The sequence below is a fragment of the Paraburkholderia sp. SIMBA_054 genome, assembly GCF_046534875.1.
Taxonomy (GTDB): Bacteria; Pseudomonadota; Gammaproteobacteria; order Burkholderiales; family Burkholderiaceae; genus Paraburkholderia; species Paraburkholderia hospita.
The window spans coordinates 16,087-39,205 of sequence record NZ_JAWRXV010000059.1 but is presented as its reverse complement, the minus strand read 5'-3'; the positions used below and the strand labels follow the sequence as shown (position 1 = coordinate 39,205).

Sequence of the window (23,119 nt, the reverse complement as noted above, 5' to 3'; positions counted from 1 at the left end):
GATAAAACGAGCGAGACGATGGCGAAACAACGAGCAAAACTGGTAGTCGGTAACTGGAAGATGCACGGCCGGCTGGCCGATAACCGCGTGCTGCTGCAGGCGGTATCGCGCGGCGCCGAAGATCTTCCGGACGATGTGCGAGTCGGCGTGTGCGTGCCGTGCCCGTATCTGGCGCAGGCGCAAACGCTGCTCGAAAGCGGCCGCGTCGCGTGGGGTGTGCAGGATATCTCCGCGCACACACAAGGCGCGTTTACCGGAGAGGTCGCGGCTGAAATGGCTGCCGAGTTTGGCGCGTCGTACGCGATCGTCGGGCATTCGGAGCGTCGTGCGTATCATCGCGAAAGCGCTGAGATCGTCGCTGTGAAGACGCAGCGTGCGCTCGAAGCAGGTTTGACGCCGATCGTCTGCGTCGGCGAAACGCTTGAAGAGCGCGAGGGTGGCAAGTCCGAGCAGATCGTCGGTGAGCAACTGGATGCGGTGCTCGTGAAGCTGTCGGTGGAAGAGGCGGCTCGGCTCGTGGTCGCGTATGAGCCTGTGTGGGCAATTGGCACTGGCAAGAGCGCGACGGCGCAGCAGGCACAGGACGTTCACGCGTTCCTGCGCGCGCGTCTCGTCGCAAAGGGCGGCGATGCCGCCGACGTGCCGCTGCTGTATGGCGGCAGCGTGAAGCCGGAGAACGCGGAAGACCTGTTCAGCCAGCTGGATATCGATGGCGGCCTGATTGGTGGTGCGTCGTTGAAGGATAAGGATTTCCTGGCAATCTGCACGGCAGCTGTCGCGGCAACGGCCGCGCGCTGAGCATCAAGGCAGAGTGCCCGGGCGAGGATGACCCATTGCGTGCAGCATGTCGTGCTGTGCGGTTAAATAAAGACTCAGGTGAGTGTGATGCTGTATTTGAAAACGTTGATCATTGTCGTGCAGTTGCTGTCGGCGCTTGGCGTCATCGGCCTCGTGCTCCTGCAACACGGCAAGGGTGCCGATATGGGCGCGGCTTTTGGTAGTGGCGCATCGGGCAGTCTCTTTGGCGCGACAGGCTCTGCTAATTTTCTGTCACGTACCACTGCGATACTGGCAGCTGTGTTCTTCGTCACCACGTTGACACTGACGTACCTCGGTGCTTATCGCGCGACGCCTTCGGCGGGCGTGTTGGGCGGCGTGCCGGCAACGGCACCTGTTGCGACATCGGCCGCTGCTGGTGCGTCGGCACCCGTCAATGCCTCGGCTGCAATTGCTGCGTCTGCAGCTTCTGCGCCAGGTCAGGACGTGCCGAAATAAATTTTCCGGAAAAACACGTTTGTGCGTTGAACAAACTGTTTGACCGGGTTACAATTCAAGTCTTGAAGCGATTCGCGGGTTTTACAAGTTGTTTTCCCGGATTGCAGACAGTGCCGACGTGGTGAAATTGGTAGACACGCTATCTTGAGGGGGTAGTGGCGAAAGCTGTGCGAGTTCGAGTCTCGCCGTCGGCACCAATGTTATCTAATGCCAGCCGCTTGCTTCAGCTTCGGCTGGCATTTTCACTTCTGAGGTGGTGTTTGCTGTGGGCTTTCAACATCAAGCATCCCGAAGTGTTTCGCGTCAGGGGTTGTTCGGCGTAGTCAACGTCTCCTGACGTCACTCAGAACCAACCGATTGAGGATACTTTGAACCTCGCAGCCTATTTCCCCGTCTTGTTGTTTCTCCTCGTGGGCACCGGTTTAGGCGTAGCACTGGTCAGTATTGGTAAGATCCTCGGTCCGAATCGACCGGACACCGAAAAGAACGCACCGTACGAGTGCGGCTTCGAAGCATTCGAAGATGCGCGCATGAAGTTCGATGTGCGCTACTACCTGGTCGCCATTCTCTTCATCATCTTCGACCTTGAAACGGCATTCCTGTTCCCGTGGGGCGTGGCCCTGCGCGATATCGGCTGGCCCGGCTTCATCTCGATGATGATTTTTCTGCTCGAATTCCTGTTGGGCTTCGCCTATATCTGGAAGAAAGGCGGTCTCGACTGGGAATGACGGGTTAATCGCCGGTGTGTGTAGGTGGCGATGGCTCGCCGCCTGTCTGGAGTGGAAAACAAATGAGTATCGAAGGGGTCTTGAAGGAAGGGTTTGTCACCACCACGGCTGACAAGCTGATCAACTGGACGCGTACCGGTTCGCTGTGGCCGATGACGTTCGGTCTCGCGTGTTGCGCGGTCGAGATGATGCATGCGGGCGCTGCCCGTTATGACCTTGACCGTTTCGGCGTGGTGTTTCGTCCGAGTCCGCGTCAGTCGGACGTGATGATCGTCGCCGGCACGCTGTGCAACAAGATGGCGCCTGCGCTGCGCAAGGTCTACGACCAGATGGCCGAGCCGCGTTGGGTGATCTCGATGGGTTCGTGCGCGAACGGCGGCGGCTACTATCACTATTCGTACTCGGTGGTGCGTGGCTGTGACCGTATCGTGCCTGTCGATGTGTATGTGCCGGGCTGTCCGCCCACAGCTGAAGCGCTGGTGTACGGCGTGATCCAGCTGCAGGCAAAGATCCGCCGGACCAACACCATCGCCCGTCAATAAAAGCCCAAGCCTCCCCACAATATGGCAAGCAAACTCGAGACTCTCAAAGCGAACCTCGAGGCGGCCTTTGGCGGCCGCCTGACGAGCATCACCGAATCGATCGGTGAGCTGACGATCGTCGTGAAGGCAGGCGATTACCTCGAAGTGACGAAGCGTCTGCGCGACGACGCGACGCTGCGTTTCGAGCAGTTGATCGACCTCTGCGGTATCGACTATCAAACCTACGGTGAAGGCGCTTACGAAGGTCCGCGTTTTGCCGCCGTCCTGCATCTGCTGTCCGTGTCGAACAACTGGCGCCTGCGCGTGCGTGTGTTCGCACCGGACGACGAAGTGCCGCTCGTCGCGTCGGTCGTCGACATCTGGAGTTCGGCCAACTGGTACGAGCGCGAAGCGTTCGACCTGTACGGCATCGTCTTCGAAGGCCACCCCGACCTGCGCCGCATCCTGACCGATTACGGTTTCATCGGTCACCCGTTCCGCAAGGATTTCCCTGTCTCCGGTTACGTCGAAATGCGTTACGACCCGGAAGAGAAGCGCGTCGTCTATCAGCCGGTGACGATCGAGCCTCGGGAAATCACGCCGCGCGTGATCCGCGAGGATCGCTATGGCGGCCTGAAACACTAAGAGAACGCCATGGCAGAGATCAAGAACTACACGCTCAACTTCGGCCCGCAGCACCCGGCAGCGCACGGCGTGCTGCGCCTCGTGCTCGAGCTCGACGGCGAAGTGATCCAGCGCGCCGATCCGCACATCGGCCTCCTGCACCGCGCAACTGAAAAGCTCGCGGAAAGCAAGACCTTCATTCAGTCCGTGCCGTACATGGACCGTCTTGACTACGTGTCGATGATGGTCAACGAGCACGGCTACGTGATGGCGATCGAAAAGCTGCTCGGCATCGATGTGCCCATCCGTGCGAAATACATCCGCGTGCTGTTCGACGAAGTCACGCGCGTGCTGAACCACCTGATGTGGATCGGCGCGCACGCGCTCGACGTCGGCGCGATGGCCGTGTTCCTCTACGCCTTCCGCGAGCGCGAAGACCTGATGGACGTGTATGAAGCGGTATCCGGCGCACGGATGCACGCGGCGTACTATCGTCCGGGTGGTGTGTATCGCGATCTGCCGGACGCAATGCCGCAATACAAGGCATCGAAGATCCGCAATGCGAAGGCCTTGTCGAAGATGAACGAGACGCGCCAAGGTTCGCTGCTCGACTTCATCGAAGACTTCTTCAACCGCTTCCCGAAGTGCGTCGACGAGTACGAAACGCTGCTCACCGACAACCGCATCTGGAAACAGCGTCTGGTCGGCATCGGCGTCGTGAGTCCGGAGCGCGCGCTGCAACTGGGCATGACGGGTCCGATGCTGCGCGGTTCGGGCATCGAGTGGGATCTGCGCAAGAAGCAGCCGTACGAAGTGTACGACCAGATGGATTTCGACATTCCCGTCGGCGTGAACGGCGACTGCTACGACCGCTATCTGGTGCGCGTCGAAGAAATGCGTCAATCCACGCGGATCGCGAAACAGTGCATTGAATGGCTGCGTAAGAATCCTGGTCCTGTGATGACCGACAATCACAAGATCGCGCCGCCGTCGCGCGTGGGCATGAAGTCGAACATGGAAGATCTGATTCACCACTTCAAGCTCTTCACGGAAGGCTTCCATGTGCCGGAAGGCGAAGCGTATGCCGCTGTCGAGCATCCGAAGGGCGAGTTCGGCATCTATCTCGTGTCGGATGGCGCAAACAAGCCGTACCGCCTCAAGATTCGCGCGCCGGGTTATGCCCACTTGTCCGCGCTCGACGAAATGGCGCGCGGCCACATGATCGCGGACGCCGTGACGATCATCGGCACACAGGACATCGTGTTCGGTGAAGTGGATCGCTAGCGCGGTCGTCATAAGCGGTTTTCATCAAGGCACGCGCTCACGTGGCCGATAAAGCATGAGAAGCGGAGCGCGCGTCAAGCAAAGGAACGCCGGGTCTGTCGCAACACGCAGTGCGCGACGGGTTTTCGTTCGGTAGGAATTGAAAGAGTCGTGTCTGAAAATGATCTCAGCTGAAGGCCTGAAAGAAATCGATCGCGCGATCGCAAAGTATCCCGCCGATCAGAAACAGTCCGCCGTGATGTCGGCGTTGGCGGTCGGCCAGGAAGAACTTGGCTGGCTGTCGCCCGAACTCATGCAGTTCGTCGCGGACTATCTCGGCATGCCGGCCGTCGCCGTGCAGGAGGTTGCGACCTTCTACACGATGTATGAGACGTCGCCCGTCGGCAAATACAAGATCACGCTCTGCACGAACCTGCCGTGCCAGCTCGGTCCCGATGGCGGCTCGGACAGCGCCGCCGAATATCTGAAGCAGAAGCTCGGTATCGACTTCGGCGAAACCACCGCGGACGGCAAATTCACCCTCAAAGAGGGCGAATGCATGGGTTCGTGCGGTGATGCGCCCGTGATGCTCGTGAACAACCATCGTATGTGCAGCTTCATGAGCCGCGAGAAGATCGACCAGCTCCTCGAGGAACTTTCGAAATGACGTCTTTACACGATCGTCACATCAAGCCGCTGATTCTCGCCGGTCTGAACGGCGACAACTGGCATCTTCAGGACTACGTCGAGCGCGGCGGCTACAAGCAGCTGCGCCGTATCCTCGAAGAAAAGATTCCGCCCGAGCAGGTGATCGCCGACGTCAAGGCTTCGGGTCTGCGTGGCCGTGGCGGTGCGGGCTTCCCGACCGGCCTGAAGTGGAGCTTCATGCCGCGTCAGTTCCCGGGGCAGAAGTACCTCGTTTGCAATTCGGACGAAGGCGAGCCTGGCACGTTCAAAGACCGCGACATCCTGCGCTGGAATCCGCACTCGCTGATCGAAGGCATGATCATCGGCGCGTACGCGATGAACATCTCGGTCGGCTACAACTATATTCACGGCGAAATCTTCGAAGTCTATCGACGCTTCGAAGCAGCGCTGGAAGAAGCGCGCGCAGCGGGCTTCCTCGGCGACAACATCATGGGCTCGGGCTTCTCGTTCCAGCTGCACGCGCACCACGGTTACGGCGCGTACATCTGCGGCGAAGAAACGGCACTGCTCGAATCGCTGGAAGGCAAGAAGGGCCAGCCGCGCTTCAAGCCGCCTTTCCCGGCGAGCTTCGGCGTGTACGGCAAGCCGACCACGATCAACAACACGGAAACCTTCGCAGCCGTGCCGTTCCTGCTGGCCGTCGGCCCGCAGAACTACCTCGAGATGGGCAAGCCGAACAACGGCGGCACGAAGATTTTCTCGGTGTCGGGTGACGTCGAGCGTCCGGGCAACTATGAAGTCCCGCTCGGCACGCCGTTCGCGACGCTGCTGGACCTCGCGGGTGGCATGCGCGGCGGCAAGAAGATCAAGGCCGTGATTCCTGGCGGTTCGTCAGCACCCGTGATTCCGGGCGATCTGATGATGCAAACCGACATGGACTACGACTCGATCGCGAAGCAGGGTTCGATGCTGGGCTCGGGCGCCGTCATCGTGATGGACGAGACGCGCTGCATGGTGCGCTCGCTGCTGCGCCTGTCGTACTTCTATTACGAAGAGTCGTGCGGTCAGTGCACGCCGTGCCGCGAAGGCACAGGCTGGCTGTATCGCGTCGTGCATCGTATCGAGCACGGTCTGGGCCGCAAGGAAGATCTGGATCTGCTGAACTCGGTCGCCGAGAACATCATGGGCCGCACGATCTGCGCGCTCGGTGATGCGGCAGCGATGCCGGTGCGAGGCATGCTCAAGCACTACTGGGACGAATTCGAGTATCACGTCGCCAACAAGCGTTGCGTCGTCGGCGGTCACGCCGGCGCGGCGGCGGCCACGGAAACGGTCGCCGCTTAAGAGGTCAATGCGAGGCCGATGCAAGGCCAACGCGAGCCAGAGTCAAACGCGGGCGCCGCCGCTATGTAGCGGCGAGCGGGCGAACGATTGAGCGGTAACAGGTTAAGGAAGATTGACCATCATGGTTGAACTTGAAATAGACGGCAAGAAAGTAGAGGTGGCCGAAGGCAGCATGATCATTCAGGCTGCGCATAAGGTCGATACCTACATTCCTCACTTCTGCTATCACAAGAAACTGTCGATTGCGGCCAACTGCCGGATGTGTCTTGTCGATGTCGAGAAGATGCCGAAGGCCGTGCCTGCATGCGCAACGCCGGTGTCGGCGGGCATGATCGTGCGCACGAAGTCGGAAAAGGCGGTGAAGGGTCAGCAATCCGTGATGGAATTCCTGCTGATCAATCACCCGCTCGATTGCCCGATCTGCGACCAGGGCGGCGAATGCCAGTTGCAGGATCTGGCCGTCGGTTACGGCAAGTCGTCGTCGCGATATAGCGAAGAGAAGCGCGTCGTGTTCCACAAGAACGTCGGCCCGCTGATCTCGATGGAAGAAATGTCGCGCTGCATTCACTGCACGCGTTGCGTCCGCTTCGGCGAAGAAGTTGCCGGCGTGATGGAACTCGGCATGCTGGGTCGCGGCGAACACTCGGAAATCACGTCGTTCGTCGGCAAGACGGTCGACTCCGAACTGTCGGGCAACATGATCGACCTGTGCCCGGTCGGCGCGCTGACCAGCAAGCCGTTCCGCTACAGCGCCCGTACGTGGGAACTGTCGCGCCGCAAGTCGGTGAGCCCGCACGATTCCGTCGGCGCGAACCTCGTGGTGCAAGTGAAGAACAACCGCGTGATGCGCGTTCTGCCGTTCGAAAACGAAGCGATCAACGAATGCTGGATTTCGGACAAGGACCGCTTCTCGTACGAAGCCCTGAACAGCCCGGAACGTCTGACGCGTCCGATGCTCAAGCAAAACGGCCAGTGGATCGAAACGGACTGGCAGACGGCGCTCGAATATGTCGTGAAGGGTCTGAAGGGCATCTCGGCCGACCATGGCGCGAACGGGATTGCCGCGCTTGGCAGCGCGCACAGCACGGTCGAAGAACTGTTCCTGCTCAAGCAGGTTGCGCAAGCCGTCGGTACGCCGAACGTCGATTTCCGTCTGCGTCAGACGGACTTCACGGCCGCTGCAAATGGCACGCCGTGGCTCGGTACGTCGATCGCGAACCTGTCGATGGTCGACAGCGCGCTCGTGATCGGCTCGTCGCTGCGTCGCGACCATCCGCTGTTTGCGGCGCGTCTGCGCCAGGCAGCGAAGAGCGGCGCAAAGATCACGCTGCTGCAGGCGACGCGCGACGACGCGCTGATCCCGCAAGCTGCACGCATCGCTGCTGCGCCGTCGGCATGGCTCAATGAACTTGCGGGTATCGCTGCTGCCGTGTCCGAAGCGAAGGGCGTGGCACTGCCGGAAGCCTTCGCAGGCGCGACGGCAACGGATGCCGCAAAGAAGACCGCCGCTGCACTCGGCGCCGGTGAAACGCGCGTCGTGCTGCTCGGTAACGGCGCGGTCCAGCATCCGGAGTTCGCGCGCATCCACGCTGCGGCTCAATGGATCGCTGAAGCAACGGGGGCTACGCTCGGCTTCCTGACGGAAGCGGCGAACACGGTCGGTGCGCATCTCGTCGGCGCATTGCCGGGCGAGGGCGGCCTGAATGCTCGCGAAGTTTTCGAGCAGCCGCGCAAGGGTTATGTGCTGCTGAACCTCGAACCGGAATTCGATACGGCCAACCCGGCGCAGGCGCTTGCCGCGCTGAACCAGGCGGAAATGGTCGTCGTGATGTCGCCGTTCCAGACGGGCGCAGAATACGCAGACGTCCTGCTGCCGATCGCGCCGTACACGGAAACGGCTGGCACGTTCGTGAACGCGGAAGGGACGGTGCAGATGTTCAACGGCGTCGTGCGTCCGCTTGGCGATGCGCGTCCCGCATGGAAGGTGCTGCGCGTGCTGGGCAATCTGCTCGGCGCGTCGGGCTTCGACTACGATACAGCAGAGCAGGTGCGCGCCGTGGCACTGGGCGATGGCGACCTCACGCCGCGCCTGTCGAACAAAACGTCGGCGAGCGTCGCGCGCAGCAATGGCGCGAAGGCCGCGGAAGGCACGTTCGAGCGCATCGCTGACGTGCCGATCTACCACGCCGATCAGCTCGTGCGCCGCGCGCAGTCGCTGCATCTGACGGCAGCCGCGCGCGCCGCCAACTCGGTGGGGCTGCCCGCCGCGCTGTTCGACAAGCTGGGTTTGAAGGAAGGCGACGCAGTGCGCGTTCGTCAGGGCGATCGCTCGGTGCAGATACCCGCCGTGCGTGATGCGAATCTTGCGGAGACGGTCGTCCGCGTGTCGGCGGCTACGCCCGCCGGTGCAGCGCTGGGCAGCCTGTTCGGTGAACTGGTGGTGGAGAAGGCGTAAATGACCTTGTTCGAATCGATCAACGCGGGCGGCACCGAGATTCTCGGCGTGGCATGGCCCACGGTGTGGGCGCTGGTGCGCATCCTGGTGGTGGCCGTCGCGATCCTGCTGTGCGTGGCTTACCTGATCCTGTGGGAACGTAAGCTGATCGGCTGGATGCACGTGCGTATCGGGCCGAACCGCGTTGGCCCCGCAGGTCTTCTGCAGCCGATCGCCGACGTGCTGAAGCTGCTGCTGAAGGAAGTCATTCAGCCGACGCAGGCCAGCCGCTGGATCTACCTGATCGCCCCCGTGATGGTGGTGGTCCCCGCGTTCGCCGTGTGGGCGGTGATTCCGTTCCAGGCGGGCGCCGTGCTCGGCGACATCAACGCGGGCCTGCTGTACGCCATCGCGATTTCGTCGATCGGCGTGTACGGCGTGATTCTGGCCGGCTGGGCGTCGAACTCGAAGTACGCCTTCCTCGGCGCGATGCGCGCTGCGGCACAGATGGTGTCGTATGAAATCTCGATGGGTTTCGCGCTCGTCGTCGTGCTGATGACGGCGGGCTCGCTGAACCTGTCGGACATCGTCGGCTCGCAGATGCGCGGCATCTTCGCCAGCTACGGCGTGACGTTCCTGTCGTGGAACTGGCTGCCGCTGCTGCCCGCCTTCGTCGTGTACTTCGTGTCGGGCATCGCAGAAACGAACCGGCACCCGTTCGACGTGGTGGAAGGCGAGTCGGAAATCGTCGCCGGCCACATGATCGATTACTCGGGCATGGCGTTCGCGCTGTTCTTCCTCGCCGAGTACATCAACATGATCGTGATCTCGGCGCTGGCCTCGGTCATGTTCCTGGGCGGCTGGAGCGCACCGTTCGAATTCCTGTCTTTCATCCCCGGCATTTTCTGGCTGGTCCTGAAAGTCTTCTTCCTGCTGTCGGTATTCATCTGGGTGCGCGCGACGTTCCCGCGCTACCGCTATGACCAGATCATGCGTCTGGGCTGGAAGGTGTTCCTGCCTGTCACCGTGATCTGGGTCGTGGTGGTCGGCTTCTGGATCATGTCGCCGTTGAATATCTGGAACTAAAGGGCGGACGAACCATGACCGCAATCCAAAACTTCTTCAAGACCTTCTTTCTGACCGAGCTGCTCAAGGGCCTCGCGCTGACGGGACGCTACACGTTCCAGCGCAAGATCACTGTGCAGTTCCCGGAAGAGAAGACCCCGATCTCGCCGCGTTTCCGTGGCCTGCACGCGCTGCGCCGCTACGAAAACGGCGAAGAACGCTGTATCGCCTGCAAGCTGTGCGAAGCAGTGTGCCCGGCGCTCGCGATCACGATCGAATCGGAAACGCGCGCGGACAATACGCGCCGCACGACGCGCTACGACATCGACCTGACCAAGTGCATCTTCTGCGGTTTCTGCGAAGAGAGCTGCCCGGTCGATTCGATCGTCGAAACGCACATCCTCGAGTATCACGGCGAAAAGCGCGGCGATCTGTACTTCACGAAGGACATGTTGCTGGCAGTCGGCGACCGTTACGAAACGGAAATCGCTGCAAACAAGGCAGCCGACGCACCCTATCGTTGATAGGTTGAAACAGCAGTTCGACGGCGCGCGGTCCGGCAGGCACAAGACCGCGCGACGCTGCCAGACCGCTCTGGCGCCGCGTCATGCAACACAGGCAGAAGACGACGCGCGCCAAAGCACCAAGCCTGACGATGGCCTAACGATGAATCGGTAATCATGGACTTCACGACCGTACTGTTCTACATCTTCGCGTTACTCCTGACGGTGTCAGGGCTGAAGGTGATCACTTCGCGCAACCCGGTGGCGTCCGCGTTGTTCCTCGTGCTCGCGTTCTTCAACGCGGCCGCGATCTGGATGCTGCTGCAGGCGGAATTCCTCGCGATCCTGCTGGTGCTGGTGTATGTCGGCGCGGTGATGGTGCTGTTCCTGTTCGTCGTGATGATGCTGGACATCAATCTCGACGTGCTGCGGCGCGACTTCAAACGCTTCGTGCCGATGGCGACCTTGGTGGGCGCGATCATCGTGATCGAGACGGCGCTGATTCTCTGGCACGGCTACGGCGCGACGGTTCAACCCGTGCGCGACACGACGGCCGCCGTTGCTGGCGCTGCCGACTGGTCGAACACACGCCTGATCGGCAAGGTCATCTACACCGACTACATCTTCGCGTTCGAAGTGGCCGGCCTCGTGCTGCTGGTCGCGATCATCGCGGCGATTGCGCTGACCACCCGTCACGGCAAGGACAGCAAGCGCCAGCGCGTGTCGGATCAGGTGAAGGTGCGCGCCCAGGACCGCGTGCGCGTGGTCAAGATGGCAGCGGAAAAGGAAGGTCCGGCTGAACCTGAAATCGTCGCTGGCGACGCTGGCGCCGGCAAGAACAGCTGACGTCAGGAGGAGAAAAATATGTTGTCCCTTGCTCATTACCTCGTGCTCGGCGCGATCCTGTTCGCGATCAGCATCGTTGGCATTTTCCTGAACCGTCGCAACGTCATCATCATCCTGATGGCAATCGAACTGATGCTGCTGGCGGTCAACACGAACTTCGTCGCGTTCTCGCATTATCTCGGCGATGTGCATGGCCAGATCTTCGTTTTCTTCGTGCTGACGGTTGCGGCAGCGGAAGCGGCGATCGGTCTTGCAATTCTGGTGACCCTGTTCCGTAGCCTCGACACGATCAATGTCGAGGATCTCGATCAGCTCAAAGGTTAACTTCAGGCACAGGCTGTTATGTCAACGACACTCAATGAAAACCTGTTGCTGGCGGTAGCGCTTGCACCGCTGGCCGGCTCGCTGATTGCGGGGCTCTTCGGCAAGACGGTGGGACGTGCCGGTGCGCACTCGGTCACGATCCTCGGCGTCGCGATTTCGTTCGTGCTTTCGTGCATCGTGTTTCTCGATGTGCTCCACGGCGCGAGCTTCAACGCGACCGTGTACGAATGGATGACGGTCGGCAAGGTGAAGTTCGAAGTCGGCTTCCTCGTCGACACGCTCACGGCGATGATGATGTGCGTGGTGACCTTCGTGTCGCTGATGGTGCACGTCTACACGATCGGCTACATGGCCGACGAGGAAACCGGCTACGAGCGCTTCTTCTCGTACATCTCGCTGTTCACGTTCTCGATGCTGATGCTCGTGATGAGCAACAACTTCCTGCAGCTGTTCTTCGGCTGGGAAGCGGTGGGTCTCGTGTCGTACCTGCTGATCGGCTTCTACTTCAAGCGTGAAAGCGCGATCTACGCGAACATGAAGGCGTTCATCGTCAACCGCGTGGGCGACTTCGGCTTCATTCTCGGCATCGGTCTGATCCTCGCTTATGGCGGCTCGATGAACTACGGCGACGTGTTCGCGAAGAGCCACGAACTGGCTTCGCTGAGCTTCCCGGGCACCGACTGGGGCCTGCTGACGGTCGCGTGTATTTGCCTCTTCATCGGCGCGATGGGTAAGTCCGCGCAGTTCCCGCTGCACGTGTGGCTGCCCGACTCGATGGAAGGCCCGACGCCGATCTCCGCACTGATTCACGCGGCAACCATGGTGACGGCCGGTATCTTCATGGTGACGCGCATGTCGCCGCTGTTCGAACTGTCGGACTCGGCGCTGTCGTTCATCACGGTGATCGGCGCGATCACGACGCTGTTCATGGGCTTCCTCGGCGTCGTGCAGAACGACATCAAGCGTGTCGTCGCTTACTCCACACTGTCGCAGCTCGGCTACATGACGGTCGCGCTGGGCGTGTCGGCATACCCGGTCGCCGTGTTCCACCTGATGACGCACGCGTTCTTCAAGGCGCTGCTGTTCCTCGGCGCGGGCTCCGTGATCATCGGCATGCACCACGACCAGGACATGCGCAACATGGGCGGCCTGCGCAAGTACATGCCGATCACGTGGATCACGTCGCTGGTCGGCTCGCTGGCGCTGATCGGCACGCCGTTCTTCTCGGGCTTCTACTCGAAAGATTCGATCATCGATGCGGTGAAGCTGTCGCATCTGCCGGGTTCGGGCTTCGCGTACTTCGCGGTCGTCGCGAGCGTGTTCGTCACGGCGCTGTACGCGTTCCGCATGTACTTCATGGTGTTCCACGGCGAAGAGCGCTTCCGCGGTCCGAAGCATCCTGATTCGCCGCTGGGCGCGGAAGCAGCGGCGCACGGCCACGGTCATCACGACGATCACGGCCACGGTCATGACGACCATCACGCTCACGAGCCGCACGAAACACCGTGGGTCGTCTGGCTGCCGCTCGTGCTGCTCGCCATTCCGTCGATCGTGATCGGCGCCATCGCAATCGGGCCGTTGCTGTATGGCGATTTCTTCCAGCACGGCGTGGCGTTCGACAAGGTGATCTTCATCGGCGAAAACCATCCGGCGCTGCACGAGATGGCGGAAGAATTCCAGGGCTGGGCCTCGATGGGCCTGCACGCTGCGTCGGGCCTGCCCGTGTGGCTGGCGCTAGCTGGCGTAGTGGTCTCGTGGTTCCTGTACCTGAAGCGTCCGGATCTCCCCGCCGTAATCAAGCGTGGTTTCGGTCCGATCTACACGCTGCTGGATAACAAGTACTACATGGACAAGATCAACGAAGTCGTGTTCGCGCGCGGCGCCGTGGCCATCGGCCGCGGGCTGTGGAAGGAAGGCGACATCGTGGTCATTGACGGTATTGTCAACGGCAGCGCGCGTTTCATCGGCTGGTTTGCGAGCGTGATCCGTTTCCTGCAATCGGGTTATATCTACCACTACGCATTCGCCATGATCATCGGCATGCTGGGGCTCCTGACCTTGTTTGTAACGCTCGGCGGAAAATAAAGAACAGGCTGGAGACACTTCTCATGCACACGACGTTTCCGATTCTGAGTATCGCGATCTGGATGCCGATTATTTTCGGCCTGGTGGTTCTAGCCATCGGTTCAGATCGCAATCCCGGTCCGGCGCGATGGATTGCGCTGATCGGGTCGGTGTTGAGTTTCATCGTGACGATTCCGTTGATGACGGATTTCGACACGAGTACGGCAGCATTGCAGTTCGAAGAAAAGGCTAACTGGATCGAGCGCTTCAACATCACGTACCACCTCGGCATCGACGGTATTGCGATGTGGTTCGTCGTGTTGACGGCGCTGATCACGGTGATCGTCGTGATCGCAGCATGGGAAGTGATCACGAAGAACGTCGCGCAGTATCTGGCAGCGTTCCTGATCCTGTCGGGCATCATGGTCGGCGTGTTCTCGTCGGCCGACGGCATGCTGTTCTATGTGTTCTTCGAAGCGACGCTGATTCCGATGTACATCATCATCGGCGTGTGGGGCGGGGCGAACCGTGTGTACGCGGCGTTCAAGTTCTTCCTGTACACGCTGATGGGCTCGCTGCTGATGCTGGTCGGCTTGCTGTATCTGTACACGGCGACGGGCACGTTCGACCTGGCTACGTGGCACGCCGCGAAGCTGTCGATGACGCCGCAGGTGCTGCTGTTCATCGCGTTCTTCCTCGCGTTCGCTGTCAAGGTGCCGATGTGGCCTGTCCACACGTGGTTGCCGGACGCGCACGTGGAAGCGCCGACGGGCGGCTCGGTCGTGCTGGCCGCGATCATGCTGAAGCTCGGCGCATACGGTTTCCTGCGCTTCTCGCTGCCCATCGCGCCGGATGCGAGCCACTTGCTCGCGCCCGTCGTCATCACGCTGTCGCTGATCGCCGTCGTGTACATCGGTCTCGTCGCGATGGTGCAGGCCGACATGAAGAAGCTGGTTGCGTACTCGTCGATCGCGCACATGGGCTTCGTCACGCTCGGCTTCTTCATCTTCAACCAGCTCGGTACGGAAGGCGCGATCGTGCAGATGATCTCGCACGGCTTCGTGTCGGGCGCGATGTTCCTTTGCATCGGCGTGCTGTATGACCGCATGCACTCGCGTCAGATCGCCGACTACGGCGGCGTCGTCAACACGATGCCGAAGTTCGCGGCGCTCGTGATGCTGTTCTCGATGGCGAACTGCGGCCTGCCGGGCACCTCCGGCTTCGTCGGCGAGTTCATGGTGATTCTGGCCGCTGTCCAGTACAACTTCTGGATCGCGTTCGGTGCGGCCGTCACGCTGATTCTCGGCGCGGCCTATACGTTGTGGATGTACAAGCGCGTGTACTTCGGCGCGGTGGTGAACGATCACGTGAAGAACCTCGTCGACATCAATCGCCGCGAGTTCTTCATGCTGGGCGTGCTCGCCGCGTTGACGCTGTACATGGGCATCTATCCGAAGCCCTTTACCGAAGTAATGCACGTGTCGGTGGAGAACCTTCTGTCCCACGTTGCGCAGTCGAAGCTGCCGCTGTCGCAGTAATGCGAAGCGGAGGAATTTAAAGATCATGCAAAACGCACCTATGACCGCCCTGTTACCCGACGCGCTAGTGATGACCGCTATCGTCGTTGCGTGGCTTATCGACACGTTCGTTGGCCCGAACAGCCGCCGCACGACGTATTTCATCGCGCTGATTTCCACGGTCGTGGCCGGCATCTGGTTCGCCATCGATGCCTTCACGCCGGGCGCCGGGCCGCAATACTACTTCTCGCGCATGTACGTGGTGGACCCGTTCGCCAACGTGATGAAGGCGGTGGTGTCGCTGGGCTACGCGGTGTCGATCGTCTACTCGCGCAAGTATCTGGAAGATCGCGGCCTGTACGAGGGCAACTTCTTCCTGCTCGGCATGTTCTCGCTGCTCGGCCAGCTGGTGATGATCTCCGGCAACAACTTCCTGACGCTGTACCTCGGTCTGGAACTGATGTCGCTGTCGCTGTACGCCGTGATCGCGCTGCGCCGCGAACATGCGCCGTCGAACGAAGCCGCGATGAAGTACTACGTGCTGGGCGCGCTGGCTTCGGGCTTCCTGCTGTACGGCATCTCGATGCTCTACGGCGCGACGGGTTCGCTCGAACTGAACGAAGTGCTGAAGGCCGTGGCTTCCGGCCACATCAATGATGTCGTGCTGCTGTTCGGCGTGATCTTCATCGTGGCGGGTATCGCGTTCAAGATGGGCGCCGTGCCGTTCCACATGTGGGTGCCGGACGTCTATCAAGGCGCGCCGACGGCGATGACGATGCTCGTCGGCGGCGGTCCGAAGGTTGCCGCGTTCGCATGGGGCCTGCGCTTCCTGGTGATGGGCCTGCTACCGCTCGCCGTCGACTGGCAGGAAATGCTGGTTATTCTGGCCGCGCTGTCGATGATCGTCGGCAACATCACGGGTATCGTCCAGCGCAACATCAAGCGGATGCTCGCGTACTCGGCGATCTCGAACATGGGCTTCGTGCTGCTCGGCCTGCTGGCGGGCGTCGTGGACGGCAAGACGGGCGCAGCGGCGAGCGCGTACGGCTCGGCGATGTTCTACAGCATCGTCTATCTGTTGACGACGCTCGGCTCGTTCGGTGTGGTCATGCTGCTCGCGCGCCGCGACTTCGAAGCCGAAACGCTCGACGACTTCAAGGGTCTCAACCAGCGCAGCCCGGTGTTCGCATTCGTGATGATGGTGCTGATGTTCTCGCTCGCCGGCATCCCGCCGACGGTCGGCTTCTACGCGAAGCTCGCCGTGCTCGAAGCGACGATGAACGCAGGCCTCACGTGGCTCGCGGTGCTCGCGGTGATCACGTCGTTGTTCGGCGCGTTCTACTACCTGCGCATCGTGAAGCTGATGTACTTCGACGACGCCGTCGACACGACACCGATCGCAGGCGATACCTGCAAGCGCGCGCTGCTCGCGCTCAACGGCGTGGCCGTGCTGGTGCTCGGTATCGTTCCGGGCCCGCTGATGTCGCTCTGCCTGAACGCGATTACGCATACTCTGCCGCTGTAATGTCGGCGGCGGGGTGGTTCATCGTGCTGTTGGCGCTCGTCGGCGCCAACCTGCCGTTCCTGAATCAGCGGCTGTTCGGTGTCATGCCGCTGAAGGCCACGAAGAAAAGCGCGTGGCTCAGGCTCGGCGAACTGATCGTGCTGTATTTCATCGTCGGCGCGCTCGGCTTCATGCTCGAAGCGCGCGCCGGCAACCGCTTCGATCAAGGCTGGCAGTTCTACGCGATCACGTTCAGCCTGTTCATCGTGCTCGCCTTCCCGGGCTTCACGTTTCAATATCTCGTCAAACGGCGCTGACGGTTCCGGCCGTCGCGCTTCTTGCCGCAAAGAGGTCGCACATGGCAGAACTCCCCGATCACGACACCGCGCTTAAAGAAACCTGTCTCAAGAGCGAAATCGCCTATCAAGGGCCGTTCATGACGGTCAAATTCGACACCGTGCGCTTGCCCGACGGCAAGCAGGCGACGCGCGAATACGTGCAACATCCCGGCGCCGTGATGGTGATCCCGCTGTTCGACGACGGCCGCGTGCTGATGGAAAGCCAGTACCGGTACGCGATGGGCAAGGTGATGTACGAGTATCCGGCCGGCAAGCTCGATCCGAACGAAGATCCGCTGACCTGCGCAAAGCGCGAGCTGCTCGAAGAAACCGGCTACACGGCGCGCGAATACATCTATCTGACGCGCGTTCATCCGATCATTTCGTACTCGACGGAGTTCATCGATATCTACGTCGCGCGCGGTTTGACGGCGGGCGAGCGCAAGCTTGACGACGGCGAGTTCCTGGAGACGTTCATCGCGAAGGTGTCGGATGTGTCCGAGTGGGTGCGCACGGGGCAGTTGAGCGACGTGAAGACGATCATCGGCACGTTCTGGCTGGAGAAGCTGCTGTCGGGCGCGTGGCCGGAGAATGCGCCCGAAGCGGACTGACGCTCGCGGGACTCCGCATCCAACAAAAACGGCAGCCTTGGGCTGCCGTTTTGCATTTCCGTCGGTCGCGTCGCACGCAGCCGTTCGAGCGTCGGCGCGTCCCGCGCCAACGCGCTAGAATGGCTGATTCTCGTTCGTCACCGTGCCGGCCAGGCGGTAAAAAAAGCAAAATCATTTAACGAACGACCGTTCACAAATTTCCATTTTGCGCTAAACTCGTACGCAAGCCCTGATTCCACATGAAGGTCCTCGATCTACAGTGTCCCCACGATCATCGGTTCGAAGGCTGGTTCGCTTCCGCCGATGACTTCGAATCGCAGTTGTCCCGCAAGCTGGTCGAATGTCCGATTTGCGGTGCGACGGAAGTGAGCCGTTTGCCGTCGGCGCCGCGCCTGAATCTGTCGGGTGCGACGCGCGCGTCGAACGCATCGAAGGAAAAAGCGGCGGCGGACGCTGGCGAGCTGCAGGCGCACGTGATGCGCGCGCTGCGCGAGGTGCTGGAAAAGACCGAGAACGTGGGCGACCGCTTTGCCGAGGAAGCACGGCGCATTCACTACAACGAAGCGCCTGCTCGCAGCATCCGGGGCGTCACGACGCCTGAGGATGCGCGAGCCCTCGTCGAAGAAGGCATCGATGTGATGCCGCTGCCTGTACCCGCCGCACTGAAAGAGCCGCTGCAATAACCATTGCTTGCAGTGCTCCTGGCGGCGCAAGGCCGCGGCCAGGAGACACTGCGCATGGACCTGAATTATTCCCCCGCTGACGACGCATTCCGCGCCGACATCCGCGCCTGGCTCGAAGCGAATCTGCCTGACGAGCTGCGCGACAAAGTCCTCAATCATAAGCGTCTGAATCGCGATGACTTCGCGAGCTGGCACAAGCTGCTCGGCCAGCGCGGCTGGTCGGCGCCTGCGTGGCCTGCGGAGTATGGCGGCCCGAACTGGAACGCAACGCAGCGTCATATCTGGGACGAGGAGTGTGCCCAGCTCGGCGCGCCGATGGTGCTGCCGTTTGGTGTATCGATGGTCGCGCCCGTGCTGATGAAGTACGGCAGCGAAGCGCAAAAGCGGCACTACTTGCCGCGCGTTCTCGACGGCACCGACTGGTGGTGCCAGGGCTACTCGGAGCCGGGCTCTGGCTCCGATCTGGCATCGGTGCGCACGCGCGCCGAGCGGGTCGGCGATCACTACGTCGTCAACGGCCAGAAGACCTGGACGACGCTCGGCCAGCACGCCGACATGATGTTCTGTCTCGTGCGTACTGACAGCGGCGCGAAAAAGCAGGAGGGCATTTCGTTCCTGCTGATCGACATGAAGACGCCGGGCATCACCGTGCGCCCCATCATCACGCTCGACGAAGATCACGAAGTCAACGAAGTGTTTTTCGAAGACGTGAAAGTCCCTGTCGAAAACCTTGTTGGCGACGAGAACCGCGGCTGGACTTACGCGAAGTATCTGCTCGGTCACGAGCGTACGGGCATCGCCCGCGTTGGGCAGTCGAAACGCGAACTCGCGTTCCTGAAGCGCATAGCGCTGAATCAGAAGAAGAACGGCAAGCCCTTGCTGCTCGATCCGCTGTTCGCCGCGAAAGTCGCGAGCCTCGAAATCGAATTGATGGCGCTTGAGGTGACTGTGCAGCGCGTAGTCGCGAATGAAGCGGGCGGACGCGGGCCGGGGCCAGAGGCGTCGATGCTGAAGATCAAGGGCACGGAAGTGCAGCAGAGTTTGACGGAGTTGATGTTTGAAGCCGTCGGGCCGCTTGCCGCGCCGTTCGATGTGCCGTTCCTTGAAGGTGAACGCGCGCACAGCATCGCGGGTGACGACGACGCCGCGCCGCTCGCCGCGTACTACTTCAACTATCGCAAGACGTCGATCTACGGCGGCTCGAACGAAATTCAAAAGAACATCATCGCGCAGATGATTCTCGGACTGTGAGGAGCGGCGCATGAACTTCAATTTCACCGACGAACAACAGCAATTCGCGGACGCGCTGCGCCGTTATCTCGACAAGCAATATGGTTTCGAGGCGCGACAGGCGATCGTTCGAACGGAAGCAGGCGTATCGGACACGCATTGGTCCGCGTTCGCCGAGCTGGGCCTGACCGCGTTGCCCGTGCCCGAAGCGCAAGGCGGCTTCGATGGCGGCACGGTCGATATGCTGGTTGTGATGCAGGAACTGGGGCGCGCGATCGTCGTCGAGCCGTACTGGTCGACGACTGTCGGTATCGAGGCGCTGAAGCTTTCCGGCACGGGCGACGGCGACGATGCCGCGTTGCTCGAACGCGCGGCGCAAGGCGAGAGCAAGCTCGCCGTCGCTTTCCATGAACCCGACGCGCGCTACGATCTTTTTTCGATCGAAACGACGGCGACTCGCCAAGGCGACGGGTACGCGTTGAGCGGCACGAAATCGGTTGTGCAGCATGGCGCGCAGGCTGATTACTGGATCGTGCCCGCGCGGCTCGACGGCGAGATTGCGCTGTTCGTCGTCGCGCGCCACGCGGCGAACACACAGATCACCGACTATCGGACGATCGACGGCCAGCGCGCCGCGACGCTCGCATTCGATGCAACACCGGCGCGCAAGCTGAACGGCAGGCACGCGGGCGCCGCTGCGCTGGAGCACATCGCGGATTACGGCGTGGTGTTGCTGTGCGCGGAGGCGATCGGCGCGCTCGACGCGCTGAATCACGCAACCGTCGAATACACGAAGACGCGCCAGCAGTTCGGTGTGCCGATTGCGCGCTTTCAGGCGCTGCAGCACCGGATGGTCGAGATGCTGATCCACACCGAGCAGGCGCGCTCGGCGACGTATCTCGCCGCCGTGCGCTACGGCAGCGACGATGTCGACGAGCGTCGCCGCGCGGTATCGGCGGCAAAAGTGCGCATGGGGCAAGCCGCACGCTTCGTCGGACAGCAGGCAGTGCAACTGCACGGCGGCATGGGTGTGACCAACGAGGTGGCGGCCGCGCATCTGTTCAAGCGTCTCGCTATCATCGAAACCACGCTCGGCGATGTCGATCATCATCTGGCGCGCTTTGCCGCGCTGCCGGGCTTCGCAACGGCCGACGCATGAGCGCCGCCGCCAACACATGCAAACGAGGTGAAAGATGGGTTTGAGCTACGAGGACATGGAAGTCGGCAAGTCGTATGAAGTCGGCTCGCACACGTTCACGCGCGACGAGATCGTCCGGTTTGCGGAGCAGTTCGATCCGCAGCCGTTTCACGTCAGCGATACGGGCGCTGCCGCATCGCCGTACGGCACGCTGATCGCGAGCGGCTGGCATACGTGCTCGGTGATGATGGGCATGCTGGTGCGCAACGTGCTGGCGGGCTCGACATCGATGGGCTCGCCTGGCATCGACGATTTGCGTTGGCTCAAGCCGGTGCGCGTCGGCGACACGATCCGGATGATGAACAGCGTGCTCGACAAGCGCGTGTCGGCGAGCAAGCCGGATCGCGGCATCGTTTCGACGGAGTGGCAGGGTTTCAATCAGAACGGCGAACTGGTGATTACCGTACGCTCGAAGGCGATCTTCGGGCTGCGCAATCCCGGAGCGGCGGAATGACGCCCGACCTGACGCTCGCTTCGGCCGACGACGTGCGCGCGCTCGTCGGCCAGCCGCCGCGCATGAGCGCGTGGGTTGAGGTCGATCAGGCGAGCGTCGATCGCTTTGCTGTGGCGACGGGCGATCATCAATGGATTCATGTCGATCCGGAGCGCGCGAAGCGCGAGTCGCCGTTCGGTGGTCCGATTGCGCATGGTTTTCTGACGCTGTCGCTGATCCCCGCGTTGCTCGTCGATACGTTTCGTTTTGAGCAGCGCATGGGTGTCAACTACGGGCTCAACCGCGTGCGTTTCACGGCGCCGGTGCCTGTCGGGTCGCAATTGCGCGCGAGCTTCGTCGTCGCGAGCGTGACGGATGTCGAAGAGGGCGGCGTGCAGATCGCGTGGAACGTGACGCTCGAACGGCAGGGCAGCGAGCGTCCCGTGTGCATCGCAGAGTTCATCACGCGACACTATTTCTAGTTGCGCGCGTCGGCGCCTCGCGATGCTCAGTGCTTGGCGTATTGCGTCGCGCCGAACAGTATTTCCTTCGCTTTTTCGTCCATCAGCGGCACGCGCGCCGAGGCGAGCACTTCGACGCCGCGTTGCACGGCGGGACGCGCGGCGATCTCTTCATGCCAGCGCTTCACGTTCGGAAACTCGTCGATTTGCAGGCCCTGGTTTTGCCATGAACGCGTCCAGGGGAACGTGGCGATATCGGCGATGGTGTAGTCGTCGCCTGCCAGATAGCGCGTCTTGCCGAGCTTGGTGTCCATCACGCCGTACAGGCGCTTTGTTTCGTTGGTGTAGCGGTTGATCGCGTATTCGATCGGTTGCGGCGCGTAGACGCGGAAGTGGTGTGTCTGACCGAGCATCGGGCCGATGCTGCCCATCTGGAACATTAGCCATTGCAGGGTTTCGTAGCGGGCCGCTGGGTCTGTCGGCAAAAATCTGCCGGTTTTTTCTGCCAGGTAGATCAGGATTGCCCCGGACTCGAATAAGGAGAATGGCTTGCCGTCCGGGCGCTTTGGGCCGTCGCTGTCGACGATGGCAGGGATTTTGTTGTTCGGGCTGATGGCTAGAAATTCTTGCGTGAATTGATCGCCTGCGCCGATGTTGATCGGGTGGGCTTGGTATTCGAGGCCTGTCTCCTCGAGCATGATGTGGATCTTGTGGCCGTTGGGCGTTGCCCAGCTGTAGATGTCGATCATTGATTGCTCCTGGTGGTTTGTTTTGTCTGCGACGCTGGTGTGGTTTGCTTGTGCTTTGCGCTGGCATCCGCGTTTTGCCTTCGTGCTTCAAGCGTCGCCCCTGTGCGGGGCGGCACCTACTTTTCTTTGCCGCCGCAAAGAAAAGTAGGCAAAAGAAAGCGGCTAACACCGCCAACATTTCTTCTTGCCTGAGGGCCCCCAACCGGTCCCGCACTTCACACGGCATCCACGTGACTCATGTTCGTTGCCAACGCTCTGAATTGACGCCTCACCCACTTCACGCGCCCGTGTCACAGCACGCCGTGCCAGATATTCCACGGCCGCCCAGGTGGCAAACTGTGTGTAGGCCGTAGCGCCACACACGTCTCACTTCGGACCGATAGCGCACGCGTTCCACCCTGTAAGAGCGCCAAGCTATACGACGCGACAACCTACACACAGTTTGCCACCTGGGCGGCACCTACCATTCGCTGCCGCTAGCCGTTGTGCGGGTGTTTGAAGCGGGTGAGCCGCTTATTCAAAGCGTTAGCAACGGGCATGAAATGAAACGTTGCCGAGTGAAGCGTGGGACCATTTGGGGGCCCTCAGGCAAATACAAGAATTAGCGGTGTTAGCCGCTTTCTTTTGCCTACTTTTCTTTGCGGCGGCAAAGAAAAGTAGGTGCCGCCCCGCACAGGGGCAACGCATGCGCACCAAAGACAAAACGCGGATGCCAAAGCAAACACCAGCAAACCAAACCGCACGCGCAGCAACAAC

The 23,119-nt window shown here is 61.3% G+C and carries 24 protein-coding genes and 1 tRNA gene; 24 read left to right on the top strand and 1 reads right to left on the bottom strand.

Annotated elements, in window-relative coordinates:
- Positions 1 to 18 precede the first annotated feature (18 nt).
- The 24 genes from tpiA (at position 19) to SB822_RS43205 (ending at position 21,635) form a co-directional block, all read left to right on the top strand.
- Positions 19 to 798, top strand: a complete 780-nt coding sequence (gene tpiA / locus SB822_RS43320; protein ID WP_410857549.1) for a triose-phosphate isomerase — start codon at positions 19 to 21, stop codon at positions 796 to 798.
- An 87-nt stretch (positions 799 to 885) separates the two neighbouring features.
- Positions 886 to 1,275, top strand: a complete 390-nt coding sequence (secG, locus tag SB822_RS43315) for a preprotein translocase subunit SecG (RefSeq protein WP_007588165.1) — start codon at positions 886 to 888, stop codon at positions 1,273 to 1,275.
- Between the two features lie 112 nt (positions 1,276 to 1,387).
- Positions 1,388 to 1,472, top strand: a tRNA-Leu gene (locus SB822_RS43310).
- Positions 1,473 to 1,643: 171 nt separating this feature from the next.
- Positions 1,644 to 2,003, top strand: coding sequence for an NADH-quinone oxidoreductase subunit A (locus SB822_RS43305; RefSeq protein WP_007588164.1), 360 nt, complete (start codon positions 1,644 to 1,646; stop codon positions 2,001 to 2,003).
- Positions 2,004 to 2,065: 62 nt separating this feature from the next.
- Positions 2,066 to 2,545 carry a NuoB/complex I 20 kDa subunit family protein gene (locus SB822_RS43300; RefSeq protein ID WP_006052903.1) on the top strand — a complete coding sequence of 160 codons (480 nt, stop codon included), beginning with the start codon at positions 2,066 to 2,068 and terminating at the stop codon, positions 2,543 to 2,545.
- Between the two features lie 21 nt (positions 2,546 to 2,566).
- Positions 2,567 to 3,169 (top strand): NADH-quinone oxidoreductase subunit C, encoded by a 603-nt coding sequence (locus SB822_RS43295; protein WP_007588149.1) that lies wholly within the window; start codon positions 2,567 to 2,569, stop codon positions 3,167 to 3,169.
- A gap of 9 nt (positions 3,170 to 3,178) precedes the next feature.
- Positions 3,179 to 4,432, top strand: a complete 1,254-nt coding sequence (locus tag SB822_RS43290) for an NADH-quinone oxidoreductase subunit D (protein ID WP_007588148.1) — start codon at positions 3,179 to 3,181, stop codon at positions 4,430 to 4,432.
- 160 nt (positions 4,433 to 4,592) lie between these two features.
- The gene (nuoE, locus tag SB822_RS43285; protein WP_007588146.1) at positions 4,593 to 5,078 is read left to right on the top strand and encodes an NADH-quinone oxidoreductase subunit NuoE; all 486 of its coding nucleotides are present in this window, start codon (positions 4,593 to 4,595) and stop codon (positions 5,076 to 5,078) included.
- Entirely contained in the window at positions 5,075 to 6,403 is a 1,329-nt protein-coding gene (gene nuoF, locus SB822_RS43280) for an NADH-quinone oxidoreductase subunit NuoF (RefSeq protein WP_007588145.1), read from the top strand. The genes nuoE and nuoF overlap by 4 nt, the downstream gene beginning before the upstream one ends.
- A 121-nt stretch (positions 6,404 to 6,524) precedes the next feature.
- Entirely contained in the window at positions 6,525 to 8,858 is a 2,334-nt protein-coding gene (gene nuoG / locus SB822_RS43275; protein WP_086914648.1) for an NADH-quinone oxidoreductase subunit NuoG, read from the top strand.
- Positions 8,859 to 9,923, top strand: coding sequence for an NADH-quinone oxidoreductase subunit NuoH (nuoH, locus tag SB822_RS43270; RefSeq protein WP_410857548.1), 1,065 nt, complete (start codon positions 8,859 to 8,861; stop codon positions 9,921 to 9,923).
- A gap of 14 nt (positions 9,924 to 9,937) precedes the next feature.
- Positions 9,938 to 10,426, top strand: coding sequence for an NADH-quinone oxidoreductase subunit NuoI (gene nuoI / locus SB822_RS43265; RefSeq protein WP_007588142.1), 489 nt, complete (start codon positions 9,938 to 9,940; stop codon positions 10,424 to 10,426).
- Between the two features lie 156 nt (positions 10,427 to 10,582).
- Entirely contained in the window at positions 10,583 to 11,251 is a 669-nt protein-coding gene (locus SB822_RS43260) for an NADH-quinone oxidoreductase subunit J (RefSeq protein ID WP_007743900.1), read from the top strand.
- Positions 11,252 to 11,269: 18 nt separating this feature from the next.
- On the top strand, positions 11,270 to 11,575 hold the full coding sequence (gene nuoK / locus SB822_RS43255; protein ID WP_007588140.1) for an NADH-quinone oxidoreductase subunit NuoK: 306 nt from the start codon (positions 11,270 to 11,272) through the stop codon (positions 11,573 to 11,575).
- An 18-nt stretch (positions 11,576 to 11,593) separates the two neighbouring features.
- Positions 11,594 to 13,660: an NADH-quinone oxidoreductase subunit L gene (gene nuoL / locus SB822_RS43250; RefSeq protein WP_007588135.1), complete on the top strand. Its 2,067-nt coding sequence runs from the start codon at positions 11,594 to 11,596 to the stop codon at positions 13,658 to 13,660.
- 23 nt (positions 13,661 to 13,683) lie between these two features.
- Entirely contained in the window at positions 13,684 to 15,177 is a 1,494-nt protein-coding gene (locus tag SB822_RS43245; protein ID WP_007588133.1) for an NADH-quinone oxidoreductase subunit M, read from the top strand.
- Between the two features lie 25 nt (positions 15,178 to 15,202).
- Entirely contained in the window at positions 15,203 to 16,681 is a 1,479-nt protein-coding gene (gene nuoN / locus SB822_RS43240; RefSeq protein WP_007588132.1) for an NADH-quinone oxidoreductase subunit NuoN, read from the top strand.
- Positions 16,681 to 16,977, top strand: coding sequence for a DUF2818 family protein (locus SB822_RS43235; protein WP_007588131.1), 297 nt, complete (start codon positions 16,681 to 16,683; stop codon positions 16,975 to 16,977). Before nuoN ends, SB822_RS43235 begins: the two co-directional genes overlap by 1 nt.
- Positions 16,978 to 17,018: 41 nt before the next feature.
- Entirely contained in the window at positions 17,019 to 17,609 is a 591-nt protein-coding gene (locus tag SB822_RS43230; protein WP_410857547.1) for an NUDIX domain-containing protein, read from the top strand.
- A 239-nt stretch (positions 17,610 to 17,848) separates the two neighbouring features.
- On the top strand, positions 17,849 to 18,292 hold the full coding sequence (locus SB822_RS43225; protein ID WP_007588129.1) for a DUF1178 family protein: 444 nt from the start codon (positions 17,849 to 17,851) through the stop codon (positions 18,290 to 18,292).
- A gap of 54 nt (positions 18,293 to 18,346) precedes the next feature.
- On the top strand, positions 18,347 to 19,543 hold the full coding sequence (locus tag SB822_RS43220; protein WP_007743903.1) for an acyl-CoA dehydrogenase family protein: 1,197 nt from the start codon (positions 18,347 to 18,349) through the stop codon (positions 19,541 to 19,543).
- A gap of 10 nt (positions 19,544 to 19,553) precedes the next feature.
- Positions 19,554 to 20,681 carry an acyl-CoA dehydrogenase family protein gene (locus SB822_RS43215; RefSeq protein WP_410857546.1) on the top strand — a complete coding sequence of 376 codons (1,128 nt, stop codon included), beginning with the start codon at positions 19,554 to 19,556 and terminating at the stop codon, positions 20,679 to 20,681.
- Positions 20,682 to 20,715: 34 nt separating this feature from the next.
- Positions 20,716 to 21,174: a MaoC family dehydratase gene (locus SB822_RS43210; protein ID WP_079499164.1), complete on the top strand. Its 459-nt coding sequence runs from the start codon at positions 20,716 to 20,718 to the stop codon at positions 21,172 to 21,174.
- Positions 21,171 to 21,635, top strand: a complete 465-nt coding sequence (locus SB822_RS43205; RefSeq protein ID WP_410857545.1) for a MaoC family dehydratase — start codon at positions 21,171 to 21,173, stop codon at positions 21,633 to 21,635. The genes SB822_RS43210 and SB822_RS43205 overlap by 4 nt, the downstream gene beginning before the upstream one ends.
- 26 nt (positions 21,636 to 21,661) lie before the next feature.
- On the opposite strand, the gene SB822_RS43200 is transcribed toward SB822_RS43205, so the two are convergent.
- A complete protein-coding gene (locus tag SB822_RS43200; protein WP_410857544.1) occupies positions 21,662 to 22,363 on the bottom strand; it encodes a glutathione binding-like protein in 702 nt (233 codons plus the stop codon).
- Between the last annotated feature and the right edge of the window lie 756 nt (positions 22,364 to 23,119).